The sequence below is a fragment of the Paracoccus sp. (in: a-proteobacteria) genome (assembly GCF_030538695.1).
In the GTDB taxonomy this organism is placed as follows: Bacteria; Pseudomonadota; Alphaproteobacteria; order Rhodobacterales; family Rhodobacteraceae; genus Paracoccus.
This window is the reverse complement of record NZ_JAUNTN010000009.1, coordinates 86,569-108,727: the sequence shown is the minus strand read 5'-3', so window position 1 is coordinate 108,727 and position 22,159 is coordinate 86,569. Positions and strand designations below refer to the sequence as shown.

18 protein-coding genes are annotated in these 22,159 nt (G+C 62.6%); 4 read left to right on the top strand and 14 right to left on the bottom strand.

Annotation, left to right across the window (positions count from 1 at the left end):
• Window positions 1-12 precede the first annotated feature (12 nt).
• Window positions 13-411: a cytochrome c gene (locus Q4G24_RS06645; protein WP_303365725.1), complete on the top strand. Its 399-nt coding sequence runs from the start codon at window positions 13-15 to the stop codon at window positions 409-411.
• Between the two features lie 129 nt (window positions 412-540).
• On the opposite strand, the gene parE is transcribed toward Q4G24_RS06645, so the two are convergent.
• From parE to Q4G24_RS06630, 3 genes are all read right to left on the bottom strand, one after another.
• A complete protein-coding gene (gene parE / locus Q4G24_RS06640; protein WP_303365724.1) occupies window positions 541-2,499 on the bottom strand; it encodes a DNA topoisomerase IV subunit B in 1,959 nt (652 codons plus the stop codon).
• A 68-nt stretch (window positions 2,500-2,567) separates the two neighbouring features.
• Window positions 2,568-2,891, bottom strand: coding sequence for a type II toxin-antitoxin system death-on-curing family toxin (locus Q4G24_RS06635; protein WP_303365723.1), 324 nt, complete (start codon window positions 2,889-2,891; stop codon window positions 2,568-2,570).
• Entirely contained in the window at window positions 2,888-3,547 is a 660-nt protein-coding gene (locus Q4G24_RS06630) for a glutathione S-transferase family protein (RefSeq protein ID WP_303365722.1), read from the bottom strand. The genes Q4G24_RS06635 and Q4G24_RS06630 overlap by 4 nt, the downstream gene beginning before the upstream one ends.
• A gap of 139 nt (window positions 3,548-3,686) precedes the next feature.
• Between Q4G24_RS06630 and ppk2 the strand changes: the two genes are divergently transcribed.
• Window positions 3,687-4,688 carry a polyphosphate kinase 2 gene (gene ppk2, locus Q4G24_RS06625; protein ID WP_303365743.1) on the top strand — a complete coding sequence of 334 codons (1,002 nt, stop codon included), beginning with the start codon at window positions 3,687-3,689 and terminating at the stop codon, window positions 4,686-4,688.
• 26 nt (window positions 4,689-4,714) lie between these two features.
• On the opposite strand, the gene Q4G24_RS06620 is transcribed toward ppk2, so the two are convergent.
• The 3 genes from Q4G24_RS06620 to gltX all read right to left on the bottom strand — a co-directional run bounded on the left by Q4G24_RS06620 (window position 4,715) and on the right by gltX (window position 8,210).
• Window positions 4,715-5,377 (bottom strand): SDR family oxidoreductase, encoded by a 663-nt coding sequence (locus Q4G24_RS06620; protein WP_303365721.1) that lies wholly within the window; start codon window positions 5,375-5,377, stop codon window positions 4,715-4,717.
• A 99-nt stretch (window positions 5,378-5,476) separates the two neighbouring features.
• Entirely contained in the window at window positions 5,477-6,772 is a 1,296-nt protein-coding gene (gltA, locus tag Q4G24_RS06615) for a citrate synthase (RefSeq protein WP_303365742.1), read from the bottom strand.
• A gap of 52 nt (window positions 6,773-6,824) precedes the next feature.
• Window positions 6,825-8,210 (bottom strand): glutamate--tRNA ligase, encoded by a 1,386-nt coding sequence (gene gltX / locus Q4G24_RS06610; protein WP_303365720.1) that lies wholly within the window; start codon window positions 8,208-8,210, stop codon window positions 6,825-6,827.
• Window positions 8,211-8,326: 116 nt separating this feature from the next.
• Here gltX and Q4G24_RS06605 point away from each other — a divergent pair, with 116 nt between their 5' ends.
• A complete protein-coding gene (locus Q4G24_RS06605) occupies window positions 8,327-10,444 on the top strand; it encodes a ComEC/Rec2 family competence protein (protein ID WP_303365719.1) in 2,118 nt (705 codons plus the stop codon).
• An 11-nt stretch (window positions 10,445-10,455) separates the two neighbouring features.
• Here the strand turns inward: Q4G24_RS06605 and wecB are convergent, their stop codons facing one another.
• The 5 genes from wecB to Q4G24_RS06580 form a co-directional block, all read right to left on the bottom strand.
• Window positions 10,456-11,559: a non-hydrolyzing UDP-N-acetylglucosamine 2-epimerase gene (gene wecB, locus Q4G24_RS06600; protein WP_303365718.1), complete on the bottom strand. Its 1,104-nt coding sequence runs from the start codon at window positions 11,557-11,559 to the stop codon at window positions 10,456-10,458.
• Window positions 11,556-12,335: a sulfotransferase family 2 domain-containing protein gene (locus Q4G24_RS06595; protein WP_303365717.1), complete on the bottom strand. Its 780-nt coding sequence runs from the start codon at window positions 12,333-12,335 to the stop codon at window positions 11,556-11,558. The genes wecB and Q4G24_RS06595 overlap by 4 nt, the downstream gene beginning before the upstream one ends.
• An 8-nt stretch (window positions 12,336-12,343) precedes the next feature.
• The gene (locus Q4G24_RS06590) at window positions 12,344-15,781 is read right to left on the bottom strand and encodes a glycosyltransferase (protein ID WP_303365716.1); all 3,438 of its coding nucleotides are present in this window, start codon (window positions 15,779-15,781) and stop codon (window positions 12,344-12,346) included.
• A gap of 78 nt (window positions 15,782-15,859) precedes the next feature.
• Window positions 15,860-17,221, bottom strand: a complete 1,362-nt coding sequence (locus Q4G24_RS06585) for an aminotransferase (RefSeq protein ID WP_303365715.1) — start codon at window positions 17,219-17,221, stop codon at window positions 15,860-15,862.
• A gap of 51 nt (window positions 17,222-17,272) precedes the next feature.
• Window positions 17,273-17,608: a TfoX/Sxy family protein gene (locus tag Q4G24_RS06580; protein WP_303365714.1), complete on the bottom strand. Its 336-nt coding sequence runs from the start codon at window positions 17,606-17,608 to the stop codon at window positions 17,273-17,275.
• A gap of 64 nt (window positions 17,609-17,672) precedes the next feature.
• On the opposite strand from Q4G24_RS06580, the gene miaB reads away from it, so the two are divergent.
• Window positions 17,673-18,980, top strand: coding sequence for a tRNA (N6-isopentenyl adenosine(37)-C2)-methylthiotransferase MiaB (gene miaB, locus Q4G24_RS06575; RefSeq protein WP_303365713.1), 1,308 nt, complete (start codon window positions 17,673-17,675; stop codon window positions 18,978-18,980).
• A 55-nt stretch (window positions 18,981-19,035) separates the two neighbouring features.
• On the opposite strand, the gene Q4G24_RS06570 is transcribed toward miaB, so the two are convergent.
• The 3 genes from Q4G24_RS06570 to Q4G24_RS06560 form a co-directional block, all read right to left on the bottom strand.
• Complete coding sequence (locus Q4G24_RS06570) at window positions 19,036-20,214, bottom strand: peptidoglycan -binding protein (RefSeq protein WP_303365712.1); 1,179 nt, start codon at window positions 20,212-20,214, stop codon at window positions 19,036-19,038.
• Entirely contained in the window at window positions 20,204-21,493 is a 1,290-nt protein-coding gene (locus Q4G24_RS06565; RefSeq protein WP_303365711.1) for a biopolymer transporter ExbB, read from the bottom strand. The genes Q4G24_RS06570 and Q4G24_RS06565 overlap by 11 nt, the downstream gene beginning before the upstream one ends.
• Window positions 21,494-21,554: 61 nt before the next feature.
• Window positions 21,555-22,103, bottom strand: coding sequence for a gamma-glutamylcyclotransferase (locus Q4G24_RS06560; protein ID WP_303365710.1), 549 nt, complete (start codon window positions 22,101-22,103; stop codon window positions 21,555-21,557).
• Between the last annotated feature and the right edge of the window lie 56 nt (window positions 22,104-22,159).

The following is a 22,159-nucleotide window of genomic DNA, read 5'->3' as shown; positions in this document are numbered from 1 at the left end:
GAGGGATTTGCGATGAAACCGACGATCTGGCTGGGCGCTGCTGCCGCGGCAAGTCTTCTGGCCGCCTGCACGCCCGAGCCACAGCCTTCGGCGCGGAACGATTTTCTGCAATATTGCGCAAGCTGTCACGGCGATAGCGGCAAGGGCAACGGCCCTGCGGCGGCTGCCATGAACCCGCAACCCAGCGACCTGACCCGGATCGCCGCGCGGCATCAGGGCCATTTCCCGAAATTGCAGATGTTCGAGCGCGTGAACGGCTATACCATGGGCGCGACGGACAGCCATATGCCGGCCTTCGGCGACCTGCTGGACGGTCCCACGATCAGCTATGATCCGGGTGACGGCAATCCGACCCCAATGCCCGCCCGCATGGTGGCGCTGGTGGAATATCTGCAAACGATCCAGCAGTAAGCGCAACAGGTGCAGCACGGCCCAAAGCCGTGCTGTCATTGCACCTGTATCCAGCCATCGAATCATCGCAACCCCGCGTCTTTCCAGCAGGGTAGCGCGAAGGATTTAAGATCCGGTTAAGAGCGTTGCCTAAACATCCAGCTCCTCAACGAATTGGGCGTTTTCGCTGATATACTGAAAGCGCAGCTCGGGCTTTTTGCCCATCAGGCGTTCGACCAGATCGGCGGTTTCTCCGCCTGAATCCTCGTCGATGCCAATGCGGATCAGCTTGCGGCTGGCAGGGTCCATGGTGGTATCTTTCAGGTCTTTTGCGTCCATTTCGCCCAAGCCCTTGAACCGTTGCACGTCGATTTTACCGCGCCCGCCGAGACCTTTTTCCAGCATCAGGTCTTTTTCGGCGTCATCGGCAACGTAAATCCGATGCGCACCCTGCGTCAGCCGGTAAAGCGGCGGGCAGGCCAGATACAGGTGGCCCTTGTCGATCAGCGGGCGCATCTGGGTAAAGAAAAACGTCATCAGCAGGCTGGCGATATGGGCGCCGTCTACATCGGCGTCGGTCATAATGATCACTTTGTCATAGCGCAGGTCGTCGATGTTGAAACGTGTCCCCATGCTGACGCCAAGAGCCTGACAAAGATCGTTGATTTCCTGATTCTGTCCCATTTTCGAGCTGGCCGCGCCAAGCACGTTCAGGATTTTCCCTTTCAGCGGCAAGAGCGCCTGTGTCCGGCGGTCGCGGGCCTGTTTGGCGCTGCCACCGGCCGAGTCGCCCTCGACAATGAACAGCTCCGTGCCGTCGCGGTTGGTCGCGCTGCAATCGACCAGCTTGCCGGGCAGGCGCAGTTTCTTGGTTGCGGTTTTGCGGGCGGTTTCCTTTTCCTGACGGCGGCGCAGGCGTTCCTCGGCGCGCAGCACCAGAAAGTCCAGAATGGCCCCGGCCGATTTCGTATCCGCCGCCAGCCAGTTGTCGAAATGATCGCGCACGGCGCCTTCGACCAGCCGTTGCGCCTCGACCGTGGCCAGCCGGTCCTTGGTCTGGCCGACGAACTCGGGTTCGCGGATAAAGCAGGACACCAAGGCGCAACCGCCGGTCAGCAGGTCGTCGCGGGTGATATTGGCGGCTTTTTTGTTGTTCACCAGTTCGCCATAGGCGCGAATGCCTTTCAGGATTGCCGACCAGAAGCCCGCCTCATGGGTTCCGCCTTCGGGGGTCGGCACGGTATTGCAATAGGACTGGATGAAGCCGTCACGCGAAGGCGTCCAGTTGATCGCCCATTCGACCTTGCCGGGGCGGTCAAACTTTTCCTGAAAGCTGACCAGACCGGCAAAGGGGCGGTCAGCATAGGTGCTGGCGCCTTCCAGTGTCTCGGTCAGGTAATCCGACAGGCCGCCGGGGAAATGGAAGGTCGCCTCTTGCGGGGTGTCGCCGTCCTCCAGCGCAGATTTCCAGCGAATTTCCACGCCGCTGAACAGGTAAGCCTTGGATTTCACCATTTTCAGCAGCCGCGAGGGGCGGAAACGGTGATGGCCGAAGATTTGCTCATCGGCGTGAAAAAATACACTTGTGCCGCGCCGGTTCGGGGCCGGGCCGACCTTTTCTACCGGACCAAGCGGCACGCCACGGCTAAAGGACTGACGCCACAATTCGCGGTTCCGCGCCACCTCGACCACCATCGAATCGGACAGCGCGTTCACCACTGAAGCCCCCACGCCATGCAGCCCGCCCGAGGTCTCATAGGCATCGCCCGAGAACTTGCCCCCCGCGTGCAGGGTGCAGAGGATAACCTCCAGCGCGGATTTGCCAGGAAACTTGGGATGCGGGTCGATGGGAATACCACGGCCGTTGTCGCGGATGGTCACGGACTGGCCGTCGTGCAATTCGACCTCGATCCGTGTGGCGTGACCGGCGACGGCCTCGTCCATGGCGTTGTCGAGGATTTCCGCTACCATATGATGCAACGCCCGTTCGTCGGTGCCGCCGATATACATGCCGGGGCGCTTGCGGACAGGCTCCAGCCCCTCCAGCACCTCGATGGAAGCGGCGGAATAATCGCCCGACTCGGCGGCGGAAAGAAGGTCGTCGGCCATGAAACTGCTCTCTGTTTGGTTGGGGGCTTATCGCATGAGCGGGCAGGGGCGGGCAAGCGCCCGAGCGTTCAGGCGCGATCCCGCAGCCAGTCAGACAGGACGCCGTCGTCGATCACGCCTTGCGCGAGAGCGATGATTTTCTGGCCGGTTTCTTCAACGGGCCATGAAAGTTCTACGCCATTCAGGGCCAACACCATATCCATGGACTGATGTGCAGTGCGCTTGTTGGTATCATCAAGGCAATGTCCGCGTGCAATCGCCATCGCATATAATGCGGCAAGGTCGAAAACATCGTTTACCATGCCATAGGCGATATGGTTGCCCACTCGGGCCAAGGACGGGACATGGCGGCATCCTTTCTTGGTGCCACCATGTTGTGTGTTCAATGTCATTCTGGCTCGACCAGCCGTGCGACCCACATCTTCTGAAACGCCGGGCGGGCCTGACAATCGGCCAGCCAGCTTTGCAGGGCCGGGAATTGCGCCATCAGCGGGCCATAGCCCTGCGCATAGCGGATCACCTCGGCCATGTTGATGTCGGCCACGGTAAAGCGGCCGCCGACCAGATGGCCGTGGCGGGACAGGTGATCTTCGACCACCTGCAAGGGGCGGATCAGCCGCTCGGCGGCATTGGCGACCAGTGCCTGATCCTCGCCCTTTTGCACCTGTCCGTGCTTGTGCAGAAACAGGATGGTCAGGGCATCGGGTTCAATCGCGGTGACGGCATAGAAGGACCACTGATCCATCAGCGCTTGTTCGGCCATATCGGCGGGGCCAAAGGGCAGCCCGTGTTTGCGGGCCAGATGCAGGGTGCAGGCCATGCTTTCCGACAGCACCAGCCCGTCATCCTCGATAACCGGCACCGCACCGGCAGGCGATAGCCGCAGGAATGAGGCAGAGCGCGTGTTCAGTGCTGCCCCCGGCGCATCGGGGTCAGCCAGCCGGTAAGCCTGAATCACCGGGATCTGCTCGAACGGCAGGCCGATTTCGTGACACAGCCAGATAATGCGCGAGGCGCGGGATCGGGTGACACCATGAATTTTCAGCATGAGGGGCCTTTCTGCCGGTTTCTTCAGCAGGTTACGCGCGGATTTTGGAAAGGAAAAGTGCCGGGTTTGATCCTGCGCAATGCGGATCATGCAGGCATTTGATACATTTAACCATATTCAGATGAAAGGAACGCGCATGATGAATGAACTGCCCTCTGCCGCTTCGGAAACGCCGGTTGATGACACGGTCGCGGCTGAAACCTCTGCTGTGCCGGTAACGGATGCCGCACCTGCTCCGGCCAAGGCCGTTTCGGATACAGCAGCCGTCGGGCCGCGTGTTTTCCCGACGCCGACCCCGGATCAGGTCCGGGCGGCCTTTGAATCCGGGAAATATCCCTATCCGCGTAAAATGGCGCGTCGTCCCTATGAGGTTGAAAAGGCGCAGCTTCAGGCCGAGTTGCTGAAGGTCCAGAAATGGGCGCAGGACACCGGCCAGCGGTTCGTGATTCTGTTCGAAGGCCGCGATGCGGCGGGCAAGGGCGGCACGATCAAGCGTTATACAGAACACCTGAACCCGCGTTTCGCCCGTGTCGTGGCGCTGAACAAGCCCACCGACGAGGAACGTGGCCAGTGGTATTTTCAACGCTATATCAACCACCTGCCGACCAGCGGCGAGATGACCTTTTTCGACCGCTCATGGTATAACCGTGCCGGGGTCGAGCGGGTGATGAACTTCTGCACGCCGTCGGAATATATGGAGTTCATGCGTCAGACCCCCGAACTGGAACGGATGTTGGTCCGCAGCGGTATCCGCATGTATAAATACTGGTTCAGCGTGACCCGCGAAGAACAGCGCCGCCGCTTCAAAGAGCGCGAAACCGACCCGCTGAAACGCTGGAAGCTGTCGCCGATCGACCTCGCCAGCCTTGATAAGTGGGACGACTATACCGAGGCGAAAGAGGCGATGTTCTTTTACACCGACACCGCCGATTCACCTTGGGTCATCGTGAAATCCAACGATAAAAAGCGGGCGCGGCTGAACTGCATGAAGCACTTCCTGAACTCGCTGGATTACCCGGATAAAGACCCGCTGATCGCAACCGCGCCTGATCCGCTGATCGTCGGTCATGCCAGCCATGTGATCCATAATTCCGATCATATCCTTGGCGCATCGCTGCATCCGGTGATGCGGGCGAAATAAGGAAAGGGGCGCAATCGCGCCCCTTTTCAGTAACCCATGTCGTGCAGGATACGCGCTGCCTCATCCTTGCAGGGGGCCAGTGGGGTGCGGGCTTCGCCGGGGAAAAACCGGCCCCGGATGGCGGTTGGCATCGGCTGAGGTTCCGCAATCACCACGCGCGGGCCAAGTTTGGCGGATTCTGCCTGCCAGGATCGTGCCAGCGCCATCTGCCCGGCTTTGGTTGCGCCATAAGCGCCGAAATAGGGCTGGCCACCGCGCGGATCATCAAAGAACAGGGCCGTGCCCTGCCGCGCCTGTAACAGCGGTCCGATCATCCCGATCAACCCGCGCGTGGCGTCCATATTGACGGCAAAGCATTTGCCCCAATCCTTGTCGTCGATATGTCCGGCGGGGGTCAGCGGCGCGGCATGAATGGCGGCGTGAACCCACAGGTCCAGCCCGCCCCAGCGCTGGCGCACGGCCTGCGCCAATTGTCCCATGGCCTCGGGGATGGAGACATCCATCGGGGCCAGCGTCGCGCCTTCGCCACCGGCTGCACGGATGCGGTCGTCCAGCTCCTCCAATGCGCCGGTGGTGCGTGCCACGGCCAGCACATGCCAGCCCTTTGCGCCAAGGGCCTCGGCAATCGCTGCGCCAAGCCCGCGAGATGCCCCGGTTACAAGGGCGATTTTTTGCGTGTTCTGTTCCATCTGGCTTCCTTGCCACCCGGTCTGCGCCCCCGCAAGAGGAAAGGCTGTCGCACATAGGAAAGGCCCCCGAAAGGGGGCCTTGATCCGGTTCGCGCTGGCTTATCGCTTGGCGACATCCACATAGTCGCGCAGACCAGCGCCGATATAAAGCTGACGCGGGCGGCCGATTTTCGATTGCGGATCGCCCAGCATTTCCTTCCATTGCGAAATCCAGCCCACAGTGCGCGACAGCGCAAAGATCGGGGTGAACATCGAGGTCGGGAAGCCCATCGCCTCAAGGATGATACCAGAGTAGAAATCGACGTTCGGATACAGCTTTTTGCTGACGAAATATTCGTCCTCCAGCGCGATCCGCTCCAGCTCTTTGGCGACTTGCAGGGTCGGGTTGTTGTGAACGCCCAGCAGGTCCAGCACCTCGTCGGCGGATTCCTTCATCACCTTGGCGCGCGGGTCGAAGTTTTTATAGACCCGGTGGCCAAAGCCCATCAGGCGGAACGGATCGTCCTTGTCCTTGGCCTTGGCGATATACTCCGGGATGCGGTCCACGGTCCCGATCTCGCGCAGCATTTCCAGACAGGCCTGGTTCGCGCCGCCATGGGCCGGACCCCACAGACAGGCGATACCGGCGGCGATACAGGCGAACGGGTTTGCCCCGGACGAGCCAGCCAGACGCACGGTCGAGGTCGAGGCGTTCTGTTCGTGATCGGCGTGCAGGGTAAAGATGCGGTCCATCGCGCGGGCCAGCGCCGGATCGACGTTATAGGGTTCCGCCGGCACGCTGAAGCACATGTGCAGGAAGTTCGACGCGTAATCCAGATCGTTGCGCGGATACACGAAAGGCTGGCCGATGTGGTATTTATAGGCCATGGCCGCAATCGTCGGCAGCTTGGCGATCAGCCGGATCGAGGCAACCTCACGCTGATAGGGGTCGTTGATGTCAACCGAGTCGTGATAGAAGGCCGACATCGCACCAACAACGCCCACCATGGTTGCCATCGGATGCGCGTCGCGGCGGAAGCCGCTGAAAAACTTGTGCATCTGCTCGTGAACCATAGTGTGACGGGTCACACGGGTTTCAAAGTCGATCATCTGCGCTTCGGTCGGCAGTTCACCGTAAAGCAGCAGATAGCAGACCTCAAGGTAATGCGATTTATCGGCCAGTTGCTCGATCGGATAGCCACGATACCACAGCTCCCCCTTGTCGCCGTCAATATAGGTGATGGCGGATTCGCAGGCAGCGGTCGAGGTGAAGCCGGGGTCAAAGGTGAACACATCCGCCTGACCATACAGCTTGCGAATGTCCAGAACGTCAGGCCCGGCGGTCGGGGACAGGATCGGCAGATCGTATTCCTGCCCTTTGACGGAAAGTTTTGCGGTTTTATCGGTCACGTCGATGTCCTTTCACCTGTCATCCGGGCCAGGCCGGGAAATGGGTTGAGGGCAGGGCTTAGCCTGCCTGATCGCCAAGCCGCGCGAGGGTCTCATCGCGGCCAAGCGCCGTCATAATGTCGAATACACTAGGGGTCGAACTCGTCCCGGCCAAAGCGGCCCGCAGAGGTGCCGCAATCTTGCCAAGACCAAGCCCATGCGCCTCTGCCACGGCTTTGGCGGCCTCCTCCAGCGTGTCTCTGGTCCAGCTATCATGCTGCAATGCGGCAGTCAATTCCGACAGCATACCACGGGATACCGAATCCAGAGATTTCGCCGCTTTTTCGTCTGGCTGAATGGGGCGGTCGATCAGCGCGAACCGGGCCTGATCCAGCAGCGCGGGCAGGGTTTTCGCCTTTTCTTTCAGCACCGCCATGGCGGGCATCAGTCGCGCTTTCTGGATTTCGGTCAGGGCGGACTGGCCGGTTTCGGTCAGGAAATCCTCCAGCGCGGCCAACAGCTTGGCGTCATCCATTTGCCCGATATGCCAGCCGCTGACATGCTCCAGTTTCTTGAAATCCAGCCGGGCAGGGGCGCGGCCAATGCCCGACAGATCAAACCACTCCCGCGCTTGTGCGTCAGTGAACAGTTCATCATCGCCATGGCTCCAGCCAAGCCGCGCCAGATAGTTGCGCATCGCTTCGGCCGGATAGCCAAGAGCCGCATATTCGTGCAGGCCGACAGCGCCGTGACGTTTGGACAGTTTCTTGCCATCCTCGCCGTGAATCAGCGGGATATGGGCGAAAACCGGCACTGGCCAGCCCATCGCCACATAGATCTGGATCTGGCGCGCGGCATTGGTCAGGTGATCGTCGCCGCGGATGATATGGGTCACGCCCATGTCGTGATCGTCCACCACCACCGCCAGCATATAGGTCGGTGTGCCGTCGCTGCGCAGCAGAATCATGTCGTCAAGCTGTGCATTGGCGATGGTCACATCACCCTGCACCGCATCGCGGATCACCGTTTCCCCATCCCGAGGGGCCTTTAGCCGGATTGCATAGGGCGTGTCCGGCAGGTCGGTTGCCTCGCGCCAGGGGCTTTGGAACGGCTGGCGCGGATTGGCCTCGCGCCAGGCGGCGATTTCCTCTGGCGTCGAGAAGCATTTGTAAGCATTGCCGGTTTCCAGCATGTGCCGGGCGACCTCGGCATGACGTGCCATGCCTTCGAACTGGCTGACGGGTTCGTCGTCCCAGTCGAGGCCAAGCCATTCCAGCCCTGTCAGGATTGCCTCGGTTGCCTCGGGGGTGGAGCGCGCCCGGTCCGTATCCTCGATCCTCAACAGGAACTTGCCGCCGCGTCCGCGTGCGTAAAGCCAATTGAACAGTGCTGTTCGTGCGCCCCCGATGTGCAAATAGCCGGTGGGTGAGGGGGCAAAGCGGGTCACAACGGGCGTATCATTCATCGGGACAGTCCATTTTTCGACGAATCGTCGGGAAAATCAGGGCGCGTTAACCCTTTGGAAAGGGATTATGCGCTATTCGTGGTCAGAGATACGCAAGCCGGGGACGAAGAACAAGCATGGCCACGCAAACCGCCAGTGCCGCCTTTGCGGCTGCTCCGCCCGCGCGGCAGGGGGTGGTGACGCGCGCCGGGCTGTTTCCCTGGGTGCCGGTCTGGTTCGGCTTGGGAATCGGGCTGTGGCTGATCTGGCCGACGGACCCCGGCTGGCCTGTGCTGGCCGCCGTGGTGGCGCTGTTGCTGGCACCCGGCCTGTGGTGGGCGGGCCAAGGGCGGCTGCCCGCATGGCTTGGCGGTGACGCCGCGCTGGTTGGCAGCCTTGCGCTTGCGCTGCTGGCGGCGGGTTTTCTGGGGATGGCGGCACGTTCCGCCAGCGTGGCGGCGCCAGTGCTGGATTTCCGCTATTACGGCCCGGTTGAGGGGCGGGTTCTCAAGATCGACCGTTCGGGCCGCGACCGGATTCGTATTCTGCTGGACCAAGTGGTGCTGGCCAATATGCCCACCGAACGCACACCCGCGCGGGTGCGCGTCGGGTTGATGGAGGTGCCTGCCGCGCTGCCGCCACCGGGCCGCCGGGTGATGCTGACGGCGAATCTCTCTGCGCCGCCGGGCCCGGCCGAGCCGGGGAGCTTTGATTTCCGCCGCTATGCGTGGTTCGAACGGCTGGGCGCCGTCGGCTATACCCGCACCGCGATCTTGACGGTCGAGCCTGAACCGGCTGGCGGCCTGATTGCTGCTGACCAGCTGCGGATGCGGGCCTCGGCGGCCATTCAGCAGGCGATTCCGGGGCAGTCCGGTGCGGTTACGGCGGCGCTGTTCACCGGCGACCGCAGTGCGATTCTGGAACGCACGAATGACATCATGCGGGCCTCGAACCTCTATCATGTGGTGTCGATCTCGGGGCTGCATATGGCGCTGGTGGTGGGGTTCACCTATCAGGCGCTGCGCTGGGTTTTCCTGCTGGCCGGGATGGGGCTGCGGGCGGGCGGCTGGCACCTGAACCGCGCCCCGCCGGGCTATAAGGTGGCCGCCCTGCTGGCGATTTTGGCGGGTGGGGCCTATCTCTGGATCTCGGGCATGGATGTTGCCACGCAGCGGTCGTTTATCATGGCGGCGGTCATGCTGGGGGCGATTGTGGCGGATCGGCGGGCAATTTCCCTGCGCACGCTGGCGGTCTCGGCGCTGCTGATCCTGATGCTGACGCCCGAGGCGCTGACCTCTGCGGGTTTCCAGATGAGCTTTGCCGCGACCATCGGGCTGGTGTTGACCGGCGGCGCATGGGGGTGGTTCAAGCCGTGGCTCCCGGCGATTTCGCGTGGCTTCGTGATGTTGGTCATCAGCTCGCTGGTGGCAGGGCTGGCGACATCGCCCATTGCCGCGGCGCATTTTGGGCGGATTCCGCATTACGGGCTGATTGCCAACCTGCTGGCGGTGCCGGTGGTCGGGGTGATGGTGATGCCCTTTGGGGTGATTGCGACGGTGCTGGCCCCGCTTGGGCTGGCATGGCCGGCGCTGTGGGTCGCGGGGATCGGCACGTCTTGGATGCTGTGGGTTGCCGATTACGTTGCCGGGCTGGACGGCGCGACCTCTGCCGTGGCGCTGCCGCCCGGTTGGGTGTTGCCGCTGATGTCTGGCGCCGGGCTGCTTGTGGTGCTGACCTTGCCGCGCTTGCGTGTGGTGCCTCTGGCGGGGGGGCTGGCGTTGCTGGTCAGCTTCGTGGCCTGGATGCAGGCGGCGCGACCGGACATCCTGATCTCGTGGGATGGCTCGGCGGTGGCGGTGATGGGGCCGCAAGGCCGGGTGCCGTCCAAACCATCGGGTGGGGCTTTTGCCATCTCAAGCTGGCTGGAGGCGGATGGTGATATGGCCCCGCAGGCTGCAGCAGCAGCCCGTCCGGGCTGGTCCGGTCCCGCCAATGCGCGTCGCTATGATCTGCCGGAGGGCGTGTTATGGCATATGTCAGGCAAAGGCGCGGCGGACCGGGCCGCAGCGGCCTGTCAGCCCGGCGCGATGGTCGTCAGTTCTGAGGCGCTGGCCCGCGATTATCGCCCCGCCTGCCGATTGTTCGACCAAACGCGTCTGCGACGCAGTGGTGCGGTGGCGCTGTGGCGGGACGGTGCGGAATGGCGGGCCGAAACTTCGGCCCAGCGTGATGGGGGCCGGGCATGGTCGCGGTGATCTTGCTGTGGTCAGCCGTTCAGATCGCGGCGCAAGCGTTCCACGATGCGACCCGCCGCCAAGCCATCGCCATAAGGCGATTCGCGTCGTGCCATGCTGGCATAGGCCGCAGGGTCATGCAGCAATTCCTGTGCCGCATCATAAATCGCCTGTGTTTGCGTGCCGACAAGCCGGGTGACGCCAGCCTCGACCGCCTCGGGGCGTTCCGTGGTTTCGCGCAGGACCAGAACCGGCTTGCCAAGCGCCGGGGCTTCCTCTTGCACCCCGCCGGAATCCGACAGGATCAGATGGGCGCGGCTCATGGTGCCGACAAAGGTCGTATAATCCAGCGGATCGCAGAGGATCACCCGATCCAGCCCGCCGAAACGGTCCTGCACCACCTGGCGGACGTTGGGATTATGATGGACCGGCAGCACAAGCTGCGTGTCGGGGTTATCCTGCAAGATCCGCAACAATGCATCGCAGATGCGGGCCAGCGGTTCGCCAAAGTTTTCACGCCGGTGCAGCGTCACCAGAAGCAGGCGCTTGTCCGGGTCCAGCGGCAGGCCGGTTTCGGGTTCGCTGGCGGCAACATGATGCAGGGCGTCGATCACCGTATTGCCGGTCACGACCACATCCGCCGCCGGATAACCCTCGGCCAGCAGCCGGTCGGCGGCCAGTTGTGTGGGGGCAAAATGCCAACGCGTCAGGTGGCTGGCAACGACACGATTCATTTCCTCGGGGAAGGGGTTGCGGATATTGCCGGTGCGCAGGCCAGCCTCGACATGACCAAAGGGAATGTCCGCATAAAAGCTGGCCAGTGCGGTGGCCAGCACGGTGGTGGTGTCACCCTGCGCCAGAATCGCATCGGGTTTTTCCGCCGTCAGAACCTCATCCAGCCGGATCAGCAGTCGCCCGGTCAGTCCGGTCAGGCCCTGATTGGGTTGCATAATGTCCAGATCAATATCCGGGGTGATCCCGAAGACCCGCAACACCTGATCCAACATTTGCCGGTGCTGCGCAGTGGCCAGAACGCGGCAGTTGAAATCCGGTGCATCTTGCAGGGCGCGGATGACCGGAGCCATCTTGATCGCCTCGGGACGGGTGCCGACGGTGCAAAGAATGGTGCGGGTCATTCCGGTTGTCCTTTCTCGATCAGCGCGCCAGCCAGATCGAACAGCGCCTGATCCTGCGCGTTTACTTGGATAAGCCGCGCGGCCAGATTGCCGGGCAGTTGCGCCAGCAGGGCGGCAACCCGTTCCTCCAGCGGTGCCTCGGCCCGGTGGGTGGCGTTCATATGCAGATCGTCGGGCAGGGTCAGGGTCAGCCCGTGCTGTGCGGCGATGGCGGGGAAGCGGGCAACATCCTGTTCAAAGAACTCGGTCCGGGCCAGAAACTCGACCTGTCGCAGATTACGGCGGGCGGTTTCAAGATCATATTCGATGCCGATGGCGGTGCGGCGCCGCAGCGGCAGCCGCCCATACACTGCCGCCAGAAACCGGGTTTGCGCGTTAGAAATATGGCTGATTTCCTGCGGATCGGCAAAGCACCACTCGATCCATTCAGCAAAGCTCATCTGCTGTGCTGCGTCCGACGTCGTGGTGCCATCCTCGCTTTCCCGCTTGAAGCGCCAGATCGAGCCGATGCGCAGGATCGGATGGCGCAGAAACAGCACCGCCAGCGCCCGGTATTCCAGCGAAGTCGGCTGCGGCAGCATGATCTGATGTGAGCTGAACGCGACGGCCGAGGGGCGGCGGGTGATGATGCGGTCCAGTTCGTCCTGATTGATGGAAAAGAACGGAAACGGGCCGTCAAACAATTCATGCTGCGCGCCGAAACTTTGCGTCAGCACATGATCGAAAGACGTGCCTGAGTTCTTATAGATATGATAATGAAGGATAACTTTTCTCATGGTGGCCCCTATGCCCGATCAGGCAATGTGCCTTCGGGGCGGCTGTCGCGATAGACATGCGGCACCCATTTGCCCCAGCGGGATTCGAAAATCGCTTTGTTTTTGTCGAACAACGCCTGCTTTTCAGCCGAGGGCAGGGCGTTGAAGGTCGCGGACAGGTGGTGGTGAACAAAGGCGTCCTCGGCCAACGCGATTTCAAGCCCTGCAGCGCGGAATTGGGTGCAATGGTCGTCATCCTCGAACATGCCGCGCCCGTAAACCGTCGGCAAATCACCGATCCGTTCAAGATCAGCGCGGCGGAACAGGGCGCAGAAATAAGCGGCGACCTTCATCGGCGTGTGCTGGTCGCGGTGGCCGGTGGCCAGATCGCGGGCGATGCGGGCCATCTCGGTCATATCGGCATAGGCGACCTCGACGCGGGCTTCGTTGCCGATGTTGTTGGTCATTGGGCCGACGATCCCCAGTTCCGGGTTGCGGGCCAGATGTCCGACCAGCGCGTGCAGCGCGTCAGGCGCAACAAAAGTGTCATTGTTCAGCAGCAGCACATATTCGCCGCGTGCTGCCTTGATGCCGACGTTGTTGCCCGCAGCAAAACCCAGGTTTTCGCCGTTCTCGATCAGGCGGATGCGGCTGTCAGCACGGGCAACGGCGCGAAGTTGCTCAAGCGCATTTTCGGGTGAGCCGTTGTCCGAGACGATGATTTCCAGATTCGGGTAAATCTCGCCCAAGCCGGTCATGGAATAAAGCGTTGCCAGCGTCAGTTCCGGGTCGCCATAGGCCAGCACCACCACCGACAGCAGCGGCATCCGTTCCATCTCTGCCAGCATGTCGGCCGCGCGGAAAGACCAGGCGTTATCAAGTGCATATTGGCGCAACGCCGGGCCAAAATCCGGGTTGCGTCCGCGTTCTGCCGCCTGCCGGATGCCGGCGGCAAAATCGGTCGCATCATGCGCCGTGATGACAAGATCGCACGCGCGTTCCAGTTCGGGCAGGGCGGTGGCGACGGTGGGGCGCATGACGGCGGAATATTCGTAGAACTTGACCGGATCGCAGGCTTTGATGATCGGCAAAAGCTGGAATGGGATGATCAGCACGTCCATCGCCTTCAGAAAGGCTGGCACATCCTTATAGGGGATTTCGCCGTGCATGGTGATGTTGGGCAGGGCCTCCAGCCGCAGGGGGGCCTCGGCCGTCACGGCACCGCAAAGGTGGATGTCGAAATCCGGGTTGTCACGGGCGACAGCTTCCAGCATGTCCACATCGAACCATTCGGCAATCGCACCAACATAGCCAACGTGGATCTTGCCATCGGCCAGCTTGCCTTGCAGAAAGTCGGGGATTGGTTCGATCTCGGGTTCACGGATGAAATGGCTGACATCCGTGCCGTTGCGCACCATCACAACGTCGCGGATTTGCGAAAACCTATCAAAGAGATATTGCGAGCTGACGAACATCTTGTCGGCTTTGGCGATCATCTCCATCTCGGCATCCAGAACATGCTGTTCGGTGTTCGAGAAGCCGCCGATGTCATCCATGCAATCAAAGGTGATGCGGAAGCGTGGCGCCAGATGTTTGACGAAATGCCACCAGAACGGATGCTCGACCACCACATGCGCGGTTGGCGAGATGTGGATCTGGTCGCAAAGTGCATGGAAATTGTCGATCCAGCCGCGTGCCTGCCGGGGTGTCGGCACGCCGGTATAGGGCTGGATATGGCGCACGCCCTGTTGCGACAGCCGGATCACATGGACATTCGAGGCGACCTCTCGGGCTGATCCGGGGCCATGATCCTGTTCCATCTCGACGAAGAACACCCGATGACCGGCGCGGGCCATTTCTGTTGCCAAATACTGCGGGCGCTGGGTGCGAAAGTCCCAGTTGATGATCGAAAAGACGAATACATCTGGCTTGTCGCCGCTGCGGGGGGGGGGGATGTCGAAAGCTTGTGCGGGGGCGGTGGTTTCAGGCAGCGGGGTAAAAGCCAGCCTGCCGGGGATGCCACCGGGCTGCGGTAAGCGGCGGCGCAGGGCTTCGACCAGCGCGGGTGGCGCGATCCGGCGCAGGGCGCGACCGCCGAAACCATAGATGCGGCGGTAAATCGGCTTCAGGATGGTCATGCGTTCGATCCGAAGTCGCTCGGCCAGAAAATCATTCTGCGCCTGAGCGTTATGGAGGTGAGTTAAGGCGGTTTCCAGCTCAGCCTGACGGCGGTCCAGATGTGCCACAGCGGTTTCCCATTCGGCATAATGGCGATCCGAGGCAGCTTCGGTTTGGGACAGCCGGTCGCGGGTATCGTGCAGGATTGCCGTTACCTCGTCGCGCTGAGTTTCGGTTGCGGTCAGCAGGTTGCGGGTATCGCTCAGGACTGCCGTTACCTCATCGCGCTGGGTTTCGGTCGCGGTCAGGTCGTGCTGTAATGCCTGAAAATCGTGCAGACGATCAGCAAGCTGGCTTTGCAGAAAGTCGCGTTGGGCCTCGGTGTCCAGCAGCGTGGAATGAACCTCGTTAAAATCCTTGGCGGTCTGCCCCGCACGCGCCAATGCGTCATCGCGCAGGGTGGTAAGCCGGCGGTTTTGTTCCTGCGCGGCGGTCAGGGCGCGGGTATGGCTACGCTCTGCGCCCAAAACCGGCGCGGCCAGCGTGTCAAAGCGGGCCTGCCAAGCGGCCAGTGCCTTGGCGTCGGGCAGGGTGCCATCCGCAGCCAGCGGGCGCAGGGTCTCGAAAATCTCAACGGCCAGAGTCTCGATGGGCGAAGGCGCTGCTGCGGGTTCCGGGCGGGCGTGGACCTGATCGGCGGCAAAGCGGGCGGCGATTTCCGCGACGGCATCTTTGGGCAGGTCAATGCCGGTCAGTGTGGCAATGCGATGCAGGACCGGGGTCGGGTCAGCCACCCAATCGGGGAACAACACCGTCATTCGGGGCAGCTCAGAGCTGCCCGCAAAGGCCCGCAGCGTATAGGCCAGCCACAAGAGCATGGCGAAATCGCGCTGTATGTCGTCGCGGCTGGCCAGCGAATCCGCCACCTCGCGCGGGTCGCGCAATGCGATCAGCGCCACCATATCCGCGCCTTGCGCCGCGAAATGCGTCCGCCACAGCGGCAGGGTCAGCGACAAGCGCGGATCTTTCATCACCACTCGCGCAGCATCGCCATAGGACGCATCCAGTGCCTGATCGAGTCGTGCAGCCAGCCGGGGATCCAGCGCAGGTGGCGTCCATTGGCCGACCCGCTCCCATCCGGTCGAGGAGAGGAGGTCATCGTTCAGATGCACCATTGCCTGCGGTTCAAAATGGCCGCGGGCATTGTCGGCGGCAGGCCCGCCCCGGTCCAGCGGCAGCGTAAAACCAAGCGCCCCCGCGCAATCGGCCAGAAATGAGGTGCCGCTGCGGTGCATCCCTAAAATCAACAGGATAGCGCGGCGGCTGGCGGGGGCGGGGCTGTCGGTCACGGGTTAACCTTGCGATCGGATATAAGGCACGGCACGCAGGTAAACCCTGCGTGCCAGATGGTCAACAGACGCGCGGGTTCAGCCGACCTCGGCAAAGACCTTGTTGAGCGCGGTTTCCAGCTTATCGAACATTTCGTCCATCTGCGCCTCGGTCAGCGTGAAGGGCGGGCATAGCACGATGGACTGGCCCAGCGGGCGGCAGATCAGGCCCATGTCGGTGCAGGTGTTGGCGATGCGCTCGCTGACCGACAGCGAGCCGTCAAAGGGCTGCTTGGTTGCCTTGTCCTTGACCGCCTCCAGCGCCCACATATAGCCGACGCCGCGCAATTCCCCGATATGGTCGCTGCGCTCCATGATCGCCCGCAGCCCCGCTTCCAGCCGGGGGGCAAGGCGCCTGACGTTATCGGCCAGCCCCTCGTTCATCACCACGTCGATGGCCTTCAGCGCGATGGCGCAGCCGACCGGATGGCCGGATGCGGTGAAACCGTGGGGGAACTCCTCGATCTTTTCGACGGCGGCATCCATGCGGTCCGAGAGATCAGGCCCAAGCATGACCGCACCCATCGGGAAGAACCCGGCGGTCAGTGCCTTGGAGCTGATAATCGCATCGGGGACGAACCCATAGGTTTCACAGCCCCAGGTCGAGCCGGTGCGGCCGAAACCGCAGATTACCTCATCCGAGATCAGCGGGATACCGTGTTTTTGCAAGATCGGCTGGATCGCCTGAAAATAACCTTTCGACGGCGGGATCACACCGCCCGCGCCCATCACCGGCTCGGCAAAGAACCCGGCAATAGTGTCGGCGCCTTCGCGGGCAATGGTGGCCTCCAGCTCGTCTGCAAGGCGTTGGGTGAATTGTGCCTCGGTCTCGCCATCCTTGCCAAAGCGCCAGTAATGCGGGCAGGTCAGGTGGATGAACCCGTCCAGCGGCAGGCCGAAAACTTCGTTATAGGGTTTGCCGGTCATGCTGGCGGAAATCGCGGTGACGCCGTGATAGGCGTTCCAGCGGGTCAGGATCTTGCGGCGTTTCGGGTTGCCTTCGCTGGCGTGCAGAAACCACAGCATCTTGACCATGGTATCATTCGCCTCGGACCCCGAGTTGGTGTAGAACACCTTGCCGCGATCCCAGGGGGATACCTCGATCAGCTTTTCCGACAGCAGGACGGTCTGATCCGACATGCGCCCGAAAAAGGCGTGATAGCCGGGAAAGCGGTCATATTGCGCCTTGGCGGCGTCACGCAGGCCGGGGTGGTCGAAACCGGCGACCATGTTCCAAAGGCCCGAATTGGCATCCAGATAGCGGCGGCCCTCGGTGTCCACGATATAGGGGCCTTCGCCATGGGTCAGGACAATCGTGCCGCGCTCATGGATGCTTGGCAGGTCGGTAAAACCATACATCGAATGTTCGTCGGCGCGGGCCGACCAGCTTGTGTTTTTCATCGCAATGCCTCCAAAGCGTTTGGGGCAGGCTATCCGGGCAGCGTCAGGGCTTCAATGGTCGTCTTTGCGGGGCGCGGGCAGGCCAATTTCGGACAGGGCCGCCTCGATGGCGCTGTCATGGCTGCGCATTTCTGTGACCAGAGCATCGAAACGCTGGCGCAGCGCGTCTTTTTCTGCGCCCTTGCAATCGTTCCACGGACGGCCTTGCAGGGCCATATGCAGCACATAATAGCCAATGAAATGCGGCCTTTCGCCATGCGCCAGCAGCGCCCGATAGGCTGCGTCCGCACCCATGTCCAGCAGATGGGCTGCATCCCTGATCCCCGCTGCGATCAGCGATTGTGCAGTGGCCGGGCCGATATTGGGAATCGCCGTCAGGTCAGACATGAGGGGGCCTTTGCAAATGTGGCGATTGTGATGTATCAGCCGCGCTTAGCCAAGGACCAGCCCCATGACCGATAGCGCCCCGAAAAAGCTGTTCATCAAGACCTATGGTTGCCAGATGAACGTCTATGACAGTTCCCGCATGGCCGAGGCCATGGGGACTGAGGGCTATGTGCTGACCGAGGATCAGGCGCAGGCGGATATGGTGCTGCTGAACACCTGTCACATCCGTGAAAAGGCGGCGGAAAAGCTGTATTCCGACCTTGGCCGCCTGAAACCGCTGAAAGCCGAACGCCCGGATCTGAAAATCGCTGTCGCCGGTTGCGTCGCGCAGGCCGAGGGCGAGGAAATCGTGAACCGGATGCCGCTGGTGGATCTGGTGGTCGGGCCGCAAAGTTATCACCACCTGCCGGCGATGGCGCGTGGTGACGGCCCGCGCGTGCTGACCGAGTTCCCGACCGAAGACAAATTCGACCACCTGCCCAAGAACCGCGCCACCCGTCGCGCACCTGCGGCTTTTCTGACCGTGCAGGAAGGTTGCGACAAGTTTTGCGCCTTTTGCGTCGTTCCCTATACCCGTGGGGCCGAGGTCAGCCGCCCGGCTGCCCGGATTCTGGATGAAGCCCGCGATCTGGTCGCCCGTGGCGTGCGCGAGATCACTCTGCTGGGGCAGAACGTCAACGGCTGGCATGGCGAGGGCGCGGCTGGTTTTGGTGATCTGATCCGCCGGATTGCCGAAATCGACGGGTTGGACCGTATCCGTTACACGACCAGCCACCCCAACGATATGGGCGATGACCTGATTGCGGCGCATCGGGATGTGCCGCAGTTGATGCCTTATCTGCATTTGCCGGTGCAGTCGGGCAGTGACCGGATTTTGAAGGCGATGAACCGCAAGCATACGGCGGACAGCTATTTGCGGCTGATCGACCGCATCCGCGCGGCCCGGCCCGACATCATGCTGACCAGCGATTTTATCGTCGGGTTTCCCGGCGAAACCGATCAGGACCATGCCGATACGCTGCGGCTGATTGAGCAGGTCGGTTTTGGCACCGCCTTCAGCTTCAAATACTCGCCGCGTCCCGGCACTCCGGCGGCGGACCGTGCGCCGGTTGACGATGCGGTGGCCGATGCGCGGCTGCATGAGTTGCAGGCGCAACTGGACCGCCAGCAAAAGGCGGCACAGCAAAGCATGGTCGGGCGCACCCTTGGTGTGCTGTTTGAAAAGCCGGGCCGCCTGCCGGGACAAATGGTCGGCAAATCGGATTATCTTCATTCGGTGTTCGTGGCAGCGCCGGAAGCACAGATCGGGGATCTGGTGCAGGTGCGGATCGTGGAAAGCGCGCCGAACTCGCTGCGGGGCGAGCTGGTTTAAGGCCCGCGCCGCGTCTGTTGCGGGCGCAGGGTTTGGATATTTATGGACAAAAGATTCACCGCTCGGTCAGCTTCAGCTCAATCCGGCGGTTTTGGGCGCGGGCCTCGGGACTGTCACCTGCGGCCAACGGGCGGGTTTCGCCAAAGCCGGTGGCGGCAAGGCGGGCGGCGGGAAAGCCAAGGTCGTTCACCATATAGCGCACCACCGCCAGCGCACGGGCCTGCGACAGCTCCCAGTTGTCGCGGAACCGCCCGCTGCCCGATAGCGGCACGTTATCGGTGTGACCATCCACGCGGATGATCCAGTCGATGCCTTCGGGAATATCGCCTGCGATGCCGCGCAGCATATCCGCAACCTGCCGGATTTGGGCGCGGCCCGTATCTGACAGCGTGGCCTCACCCGAGGCGAACAGCACTTCGCTGTCGAACACAAAGCGGTCGCCCACCACCTGAACCCCCTGCCGTCCGGCGAGAATTTCTGACAGGCGGCCAAAGAACTCGCTGCGGTAACGGGCCAGATCCTGTGCCTCGGTTTCGGCGCGGGTGCGGGCTTCGCGCTCCAGATCGGATCGGGCCTTTTCAGCCTCGGCGGCGCGCAGCAGGGCGGCGTTCAGCCGGGTGCCAAGGTCGGTGATTTCGGCTTGTGCTTCGGTTTGCGCTTGATCGCTGGCGGCCAGAACTGCGTTCAGCCGCCCAAGATTGGCCCGCAGGTCCGCCAGTTGCGCGTTCAGCGCCGCCGTGCGGCGGGCGTCCTCGGCGCTTTGGCTGTCCTGTTGGTTCAGGCGTTCCTGCGCCAAGGCCAGAAGGGCGGCCTGACGCTGCGCTTCGGTCAGTTGTGCGGCGGCCTCTGTCCGGGCCTGATCGCGGGCGGCTTCGGCAGCGGCCAGCAGGGTCAGGGTTTCTTCGGCAGCCTTGCGTTGGGCTTCAAGGTCCAGCGTCGTGGTGTCCAACCGGTCTTGCAGGGCGGCTCCGGCGTCACGCGCAGCGGTCAGATCGGCCTCCAGCCCGGCGGCCCGGTCCTGCGCCGTGCCAAGGGTTGTGGTCAGCCCGGCGATTTCGCGGCCAAGACGGGTCAGCTCGTCGTCCTGCGTGGTGATGCGGTCGCGCAGCACCGATTGCACCACCATGAAAATCGTCAGCACGAACATCAGCACCATCAACAGCGCGGTCATCGCATCGACGAAACCGGGCCAGATATTTGTGGAAAAGCGGTTGCCGCGCCGGTCAAGCGCCATGCTCGCCCCCTGTCGCCAGCGCCCGCAGATCGCGGCGCAGCGCGGCCAGTTCGGCGCGCAATCCGGTCAGCATCTCGGCTTGTGTGCTGGCGGATTCTTCGGCCAGACGGCCAAGGGCAAGGTCGATATTGCGCAGGTGCATCCGCGCTTCGGGATCATCTGACGGCCCGGCCTCGGCAACTTCGATCAGCCGCTTTTGCCCCTGCGCCAGATCGTTCAAGGCGCGGGTCAGGTTCGCCGCGCGGGCCACGGTCGCCTCGGTTTCGGCGGTAGAATGTTTGACCATGCGTTCAATGCCTTGCACCAGCAGCAGGATGCGCTGGTCGGCCTCCAGCGCCTCTTGGTCGCGCAATTCGTCGCGTTCGGCGTAAAAGTTTTGCAGCGTGACCATTTGCGTGGCCATCTGGTCCAGAAAACCCGCCACCGCCGCGCTGTCCACTCCATCCCCATCGGTCGCGGCAAGGCTGATGCGGGTAAAGCCCGACATCCATTCCTCAAGCTCGCGGAAAAAGCGGTTCTGGCCATGGGTCACGAACAACTCCAGCAGCCCCACCACCAGCGAGCCAGCCAGCCCCAGAAGCGAACTGGAAAAGGCCGTCCCCATACCGCCAAGCTGCGCCTCCAGCCCGGTCATCAGCTTGTCGAATACCTCCAGCCCGGTCTGGCCGTCCTCAGGCGCAAGGGCGCGGATGGTTTCGACGACGGCAGGAACGGTCGTGGCAAGCCCGTAGAACGTCCCAAGAAGACCAAGGAAAATCAGCAGGTTGGCAAGGTATTTGGTGATGTCCCGCGCCTCGTCTATGCGGGTGGCGACGGAATCCAGAATGGATCGCGCCGATCCGGTCGAGATCACCCCCGAGGTCGGCCCACGCGCGCCAAGCAGCGCCGCCAGCGGGGCCAGCAGGCGTGGTGCCTGATCCGGGTCGGCCTGATCCTGCGGCGCCACCCCGGCCTGCAAAGCGTTCTGACGGCGGGCAGCGAAACGCTCGATCCAGCTGACCGAGGTGACAAGCTGCGCGACCTGCCAGAAACAGGCCAGCACGCCAAGCACGAATACTGCCAGAATGATGCCGTTCAGAAAGACGTTGGCGGAAAAGATTGGCAGGATGCGGGTAAGGGCCAGCGTGACGCCCGCACCTACGGCGCCCAGCACCAGCAGCATCAGCAGCACTTGCCGCACCGGCTGGGTGAACTTTGGCGTGCTGATCTGGTTGCGCGGGGTGGTGGTTGCGCCCGAGAGGCGACGGCGCGGTGTGGGTGTATCGGCGGTTTCGGTCACGGTATCGGCCTTTTGTCGCGATTCGCCGCGATGTTAGGCCCCATGCCCTGATCTGCCAAGCCTAACCGGCGGCTGGGGGCGCGATCAGGTCGCGCACCATCTGCGACAGTTCTTCCAGCGCCGGATCAGGCAGGCCAAGCTCGGCCAGATGCAGGGCGGTGTTGAACAGATAGTCGCGGTTCGGGCCACGCTGGCCGTGGGCCGCTGCGATGATCCGGGCCTGCTCAGACAGGGACAGATCGCCGGTATATTGGTGGTGATCGTGGCGGATCACATAGGTGATTGCCGTTACCTGCCGCCGGTCGGCCAGCGTAATGAGCAGTTCCGCCTCGGCATAGGCGTTCGTCACCAGCTCACGCGCACGCAGCCCGGCGATGGCCTGGGGCCAGTCGGCGGGATCAATCCGAAAGGCGACGCCCGCGCAAGAGGCCGCCTCGGCCCGGTCCAGCGCCAGCACCAGACCAGGGCGTTCCGGGGTGCCGCGATATTCGACCGAATGCATACAGAACCGCCGGGCATAGCCGTCCAGTCGCGCGTTAACCTGTTCTGCCACCGGGAACTCGGGGTGCCAGATCAGCGAGCCATAGCCGAAAACCCAATGTTCACTCACGCTTTTATTCCCTTTTGCTTTCGTGACAGATACCCCCATGCCAAAGCGGATGTAAG

What these genes read in the sequence shown, in the direction of transcription:
- Q4G24_RS06645 (WP_303365725.1), top strand. Translation starts at nt 13, where the DNA reads ATGAAACCGACGATCTGGCTGGGCGCTGCTGCCGCGGCAAGTCTTCTG.
- parE (WP_303365724.1), bottom strand. Translation starts at nt 2,499, where the DNA reads ATGGCCGACGACCTTCTTTCCGCCGCCGAGTCGGGCGATTATTCCGCC.
- Q4G24_RS06635 (WP_303365723.1), bottom strand. Translation starts at nt 2,891, where the DNA reads ATGACATTGAACACACAACATGGTGGCACCAAGAAAGGATGCCGCCAT.
- Q4G24_RS06630 (WP_303365722.1), bottom strand. Translation starts at nt 3,547, where the DNA reads ATGCTGAAAATTCATGGTGTCACCCGATCCCGCGCCTCGCGCATTATC.
- ppk2 (WP_303365743.1), top strand. Translation starts at nt 3,687, where the DNA reads ATGAATGAACTGCCCTCTGCCGCTTCGGAAACGCCGGTTGATGACACG.
- Q4G24_RS06620 (WP_303365721.1), bottom strand. Translation starts at nt 5,377, where the DNA reads ATGGAACAGAACACGCAAAAAATCGCCCTTGTAACCGGGGCATCTCGC.
- gltX (WP_303365720.1), bottom strand. Translation starts at nt 8,210, where the DNA reads ATGAATGATACGCCCGTTGTGACCCGCTTTGCCCCCTCACCCACCGGC.
- Q4G24_RS06605 (WP_303365719.1), top strand. Translation starts at nt 8,327, where the DNA reads ATGGCCACGCAAACCGCCAGTGCCGCCTTTGCGGCTGCTCCGCCCGCG.
- wecB (WP_303365718.1), bottom strand. Translation starts at nt 11,559, where the DNA reads ATGACCCGCACCATTCTTTGCACCGTCGGCACCCGTCCCGAGGCGATC.
- Q4G24_RS06595 (WP_303365717.1), bottom strand. Translation starts at nt 12,335, where the DNA reads ATGAGAAAAGTTATCCTTCATTATCATATCTATAAGAACTCAGGCACG.
- Q4G24_RS06585 (WP_303365715.1), bottom strand. Translation starts at nt 17,221, where the DNA reads ATGAAAAACACAAGCTGGTCGGCCCGCGCCGACGAACATTCGATGTAT.
- Q4G24_RS06580 (WP_303365714.1), bottom strand. Translation starts at nt 17,608, where the DNA reads ATGTCTGACCTGACGGCGATTCCCAATATCGGCCCGGCCACTGCACAA.
- miaB (WP_303365713.1), top strand. Translation starts at nt 17,673, where the DNA reads ATGACCGATAGCGCCCCGAAAAAGCTGTTCATCAAGACCTATGGTTGC.
- Q4G24_RS06570 (WP_303365712.1), bottom strand. Translation starts at nt 20,214, where the DNA reads ATGGCGCTTGACCGGCGCGGCAACCGCTTTTCCACAAATATCTGGCCC.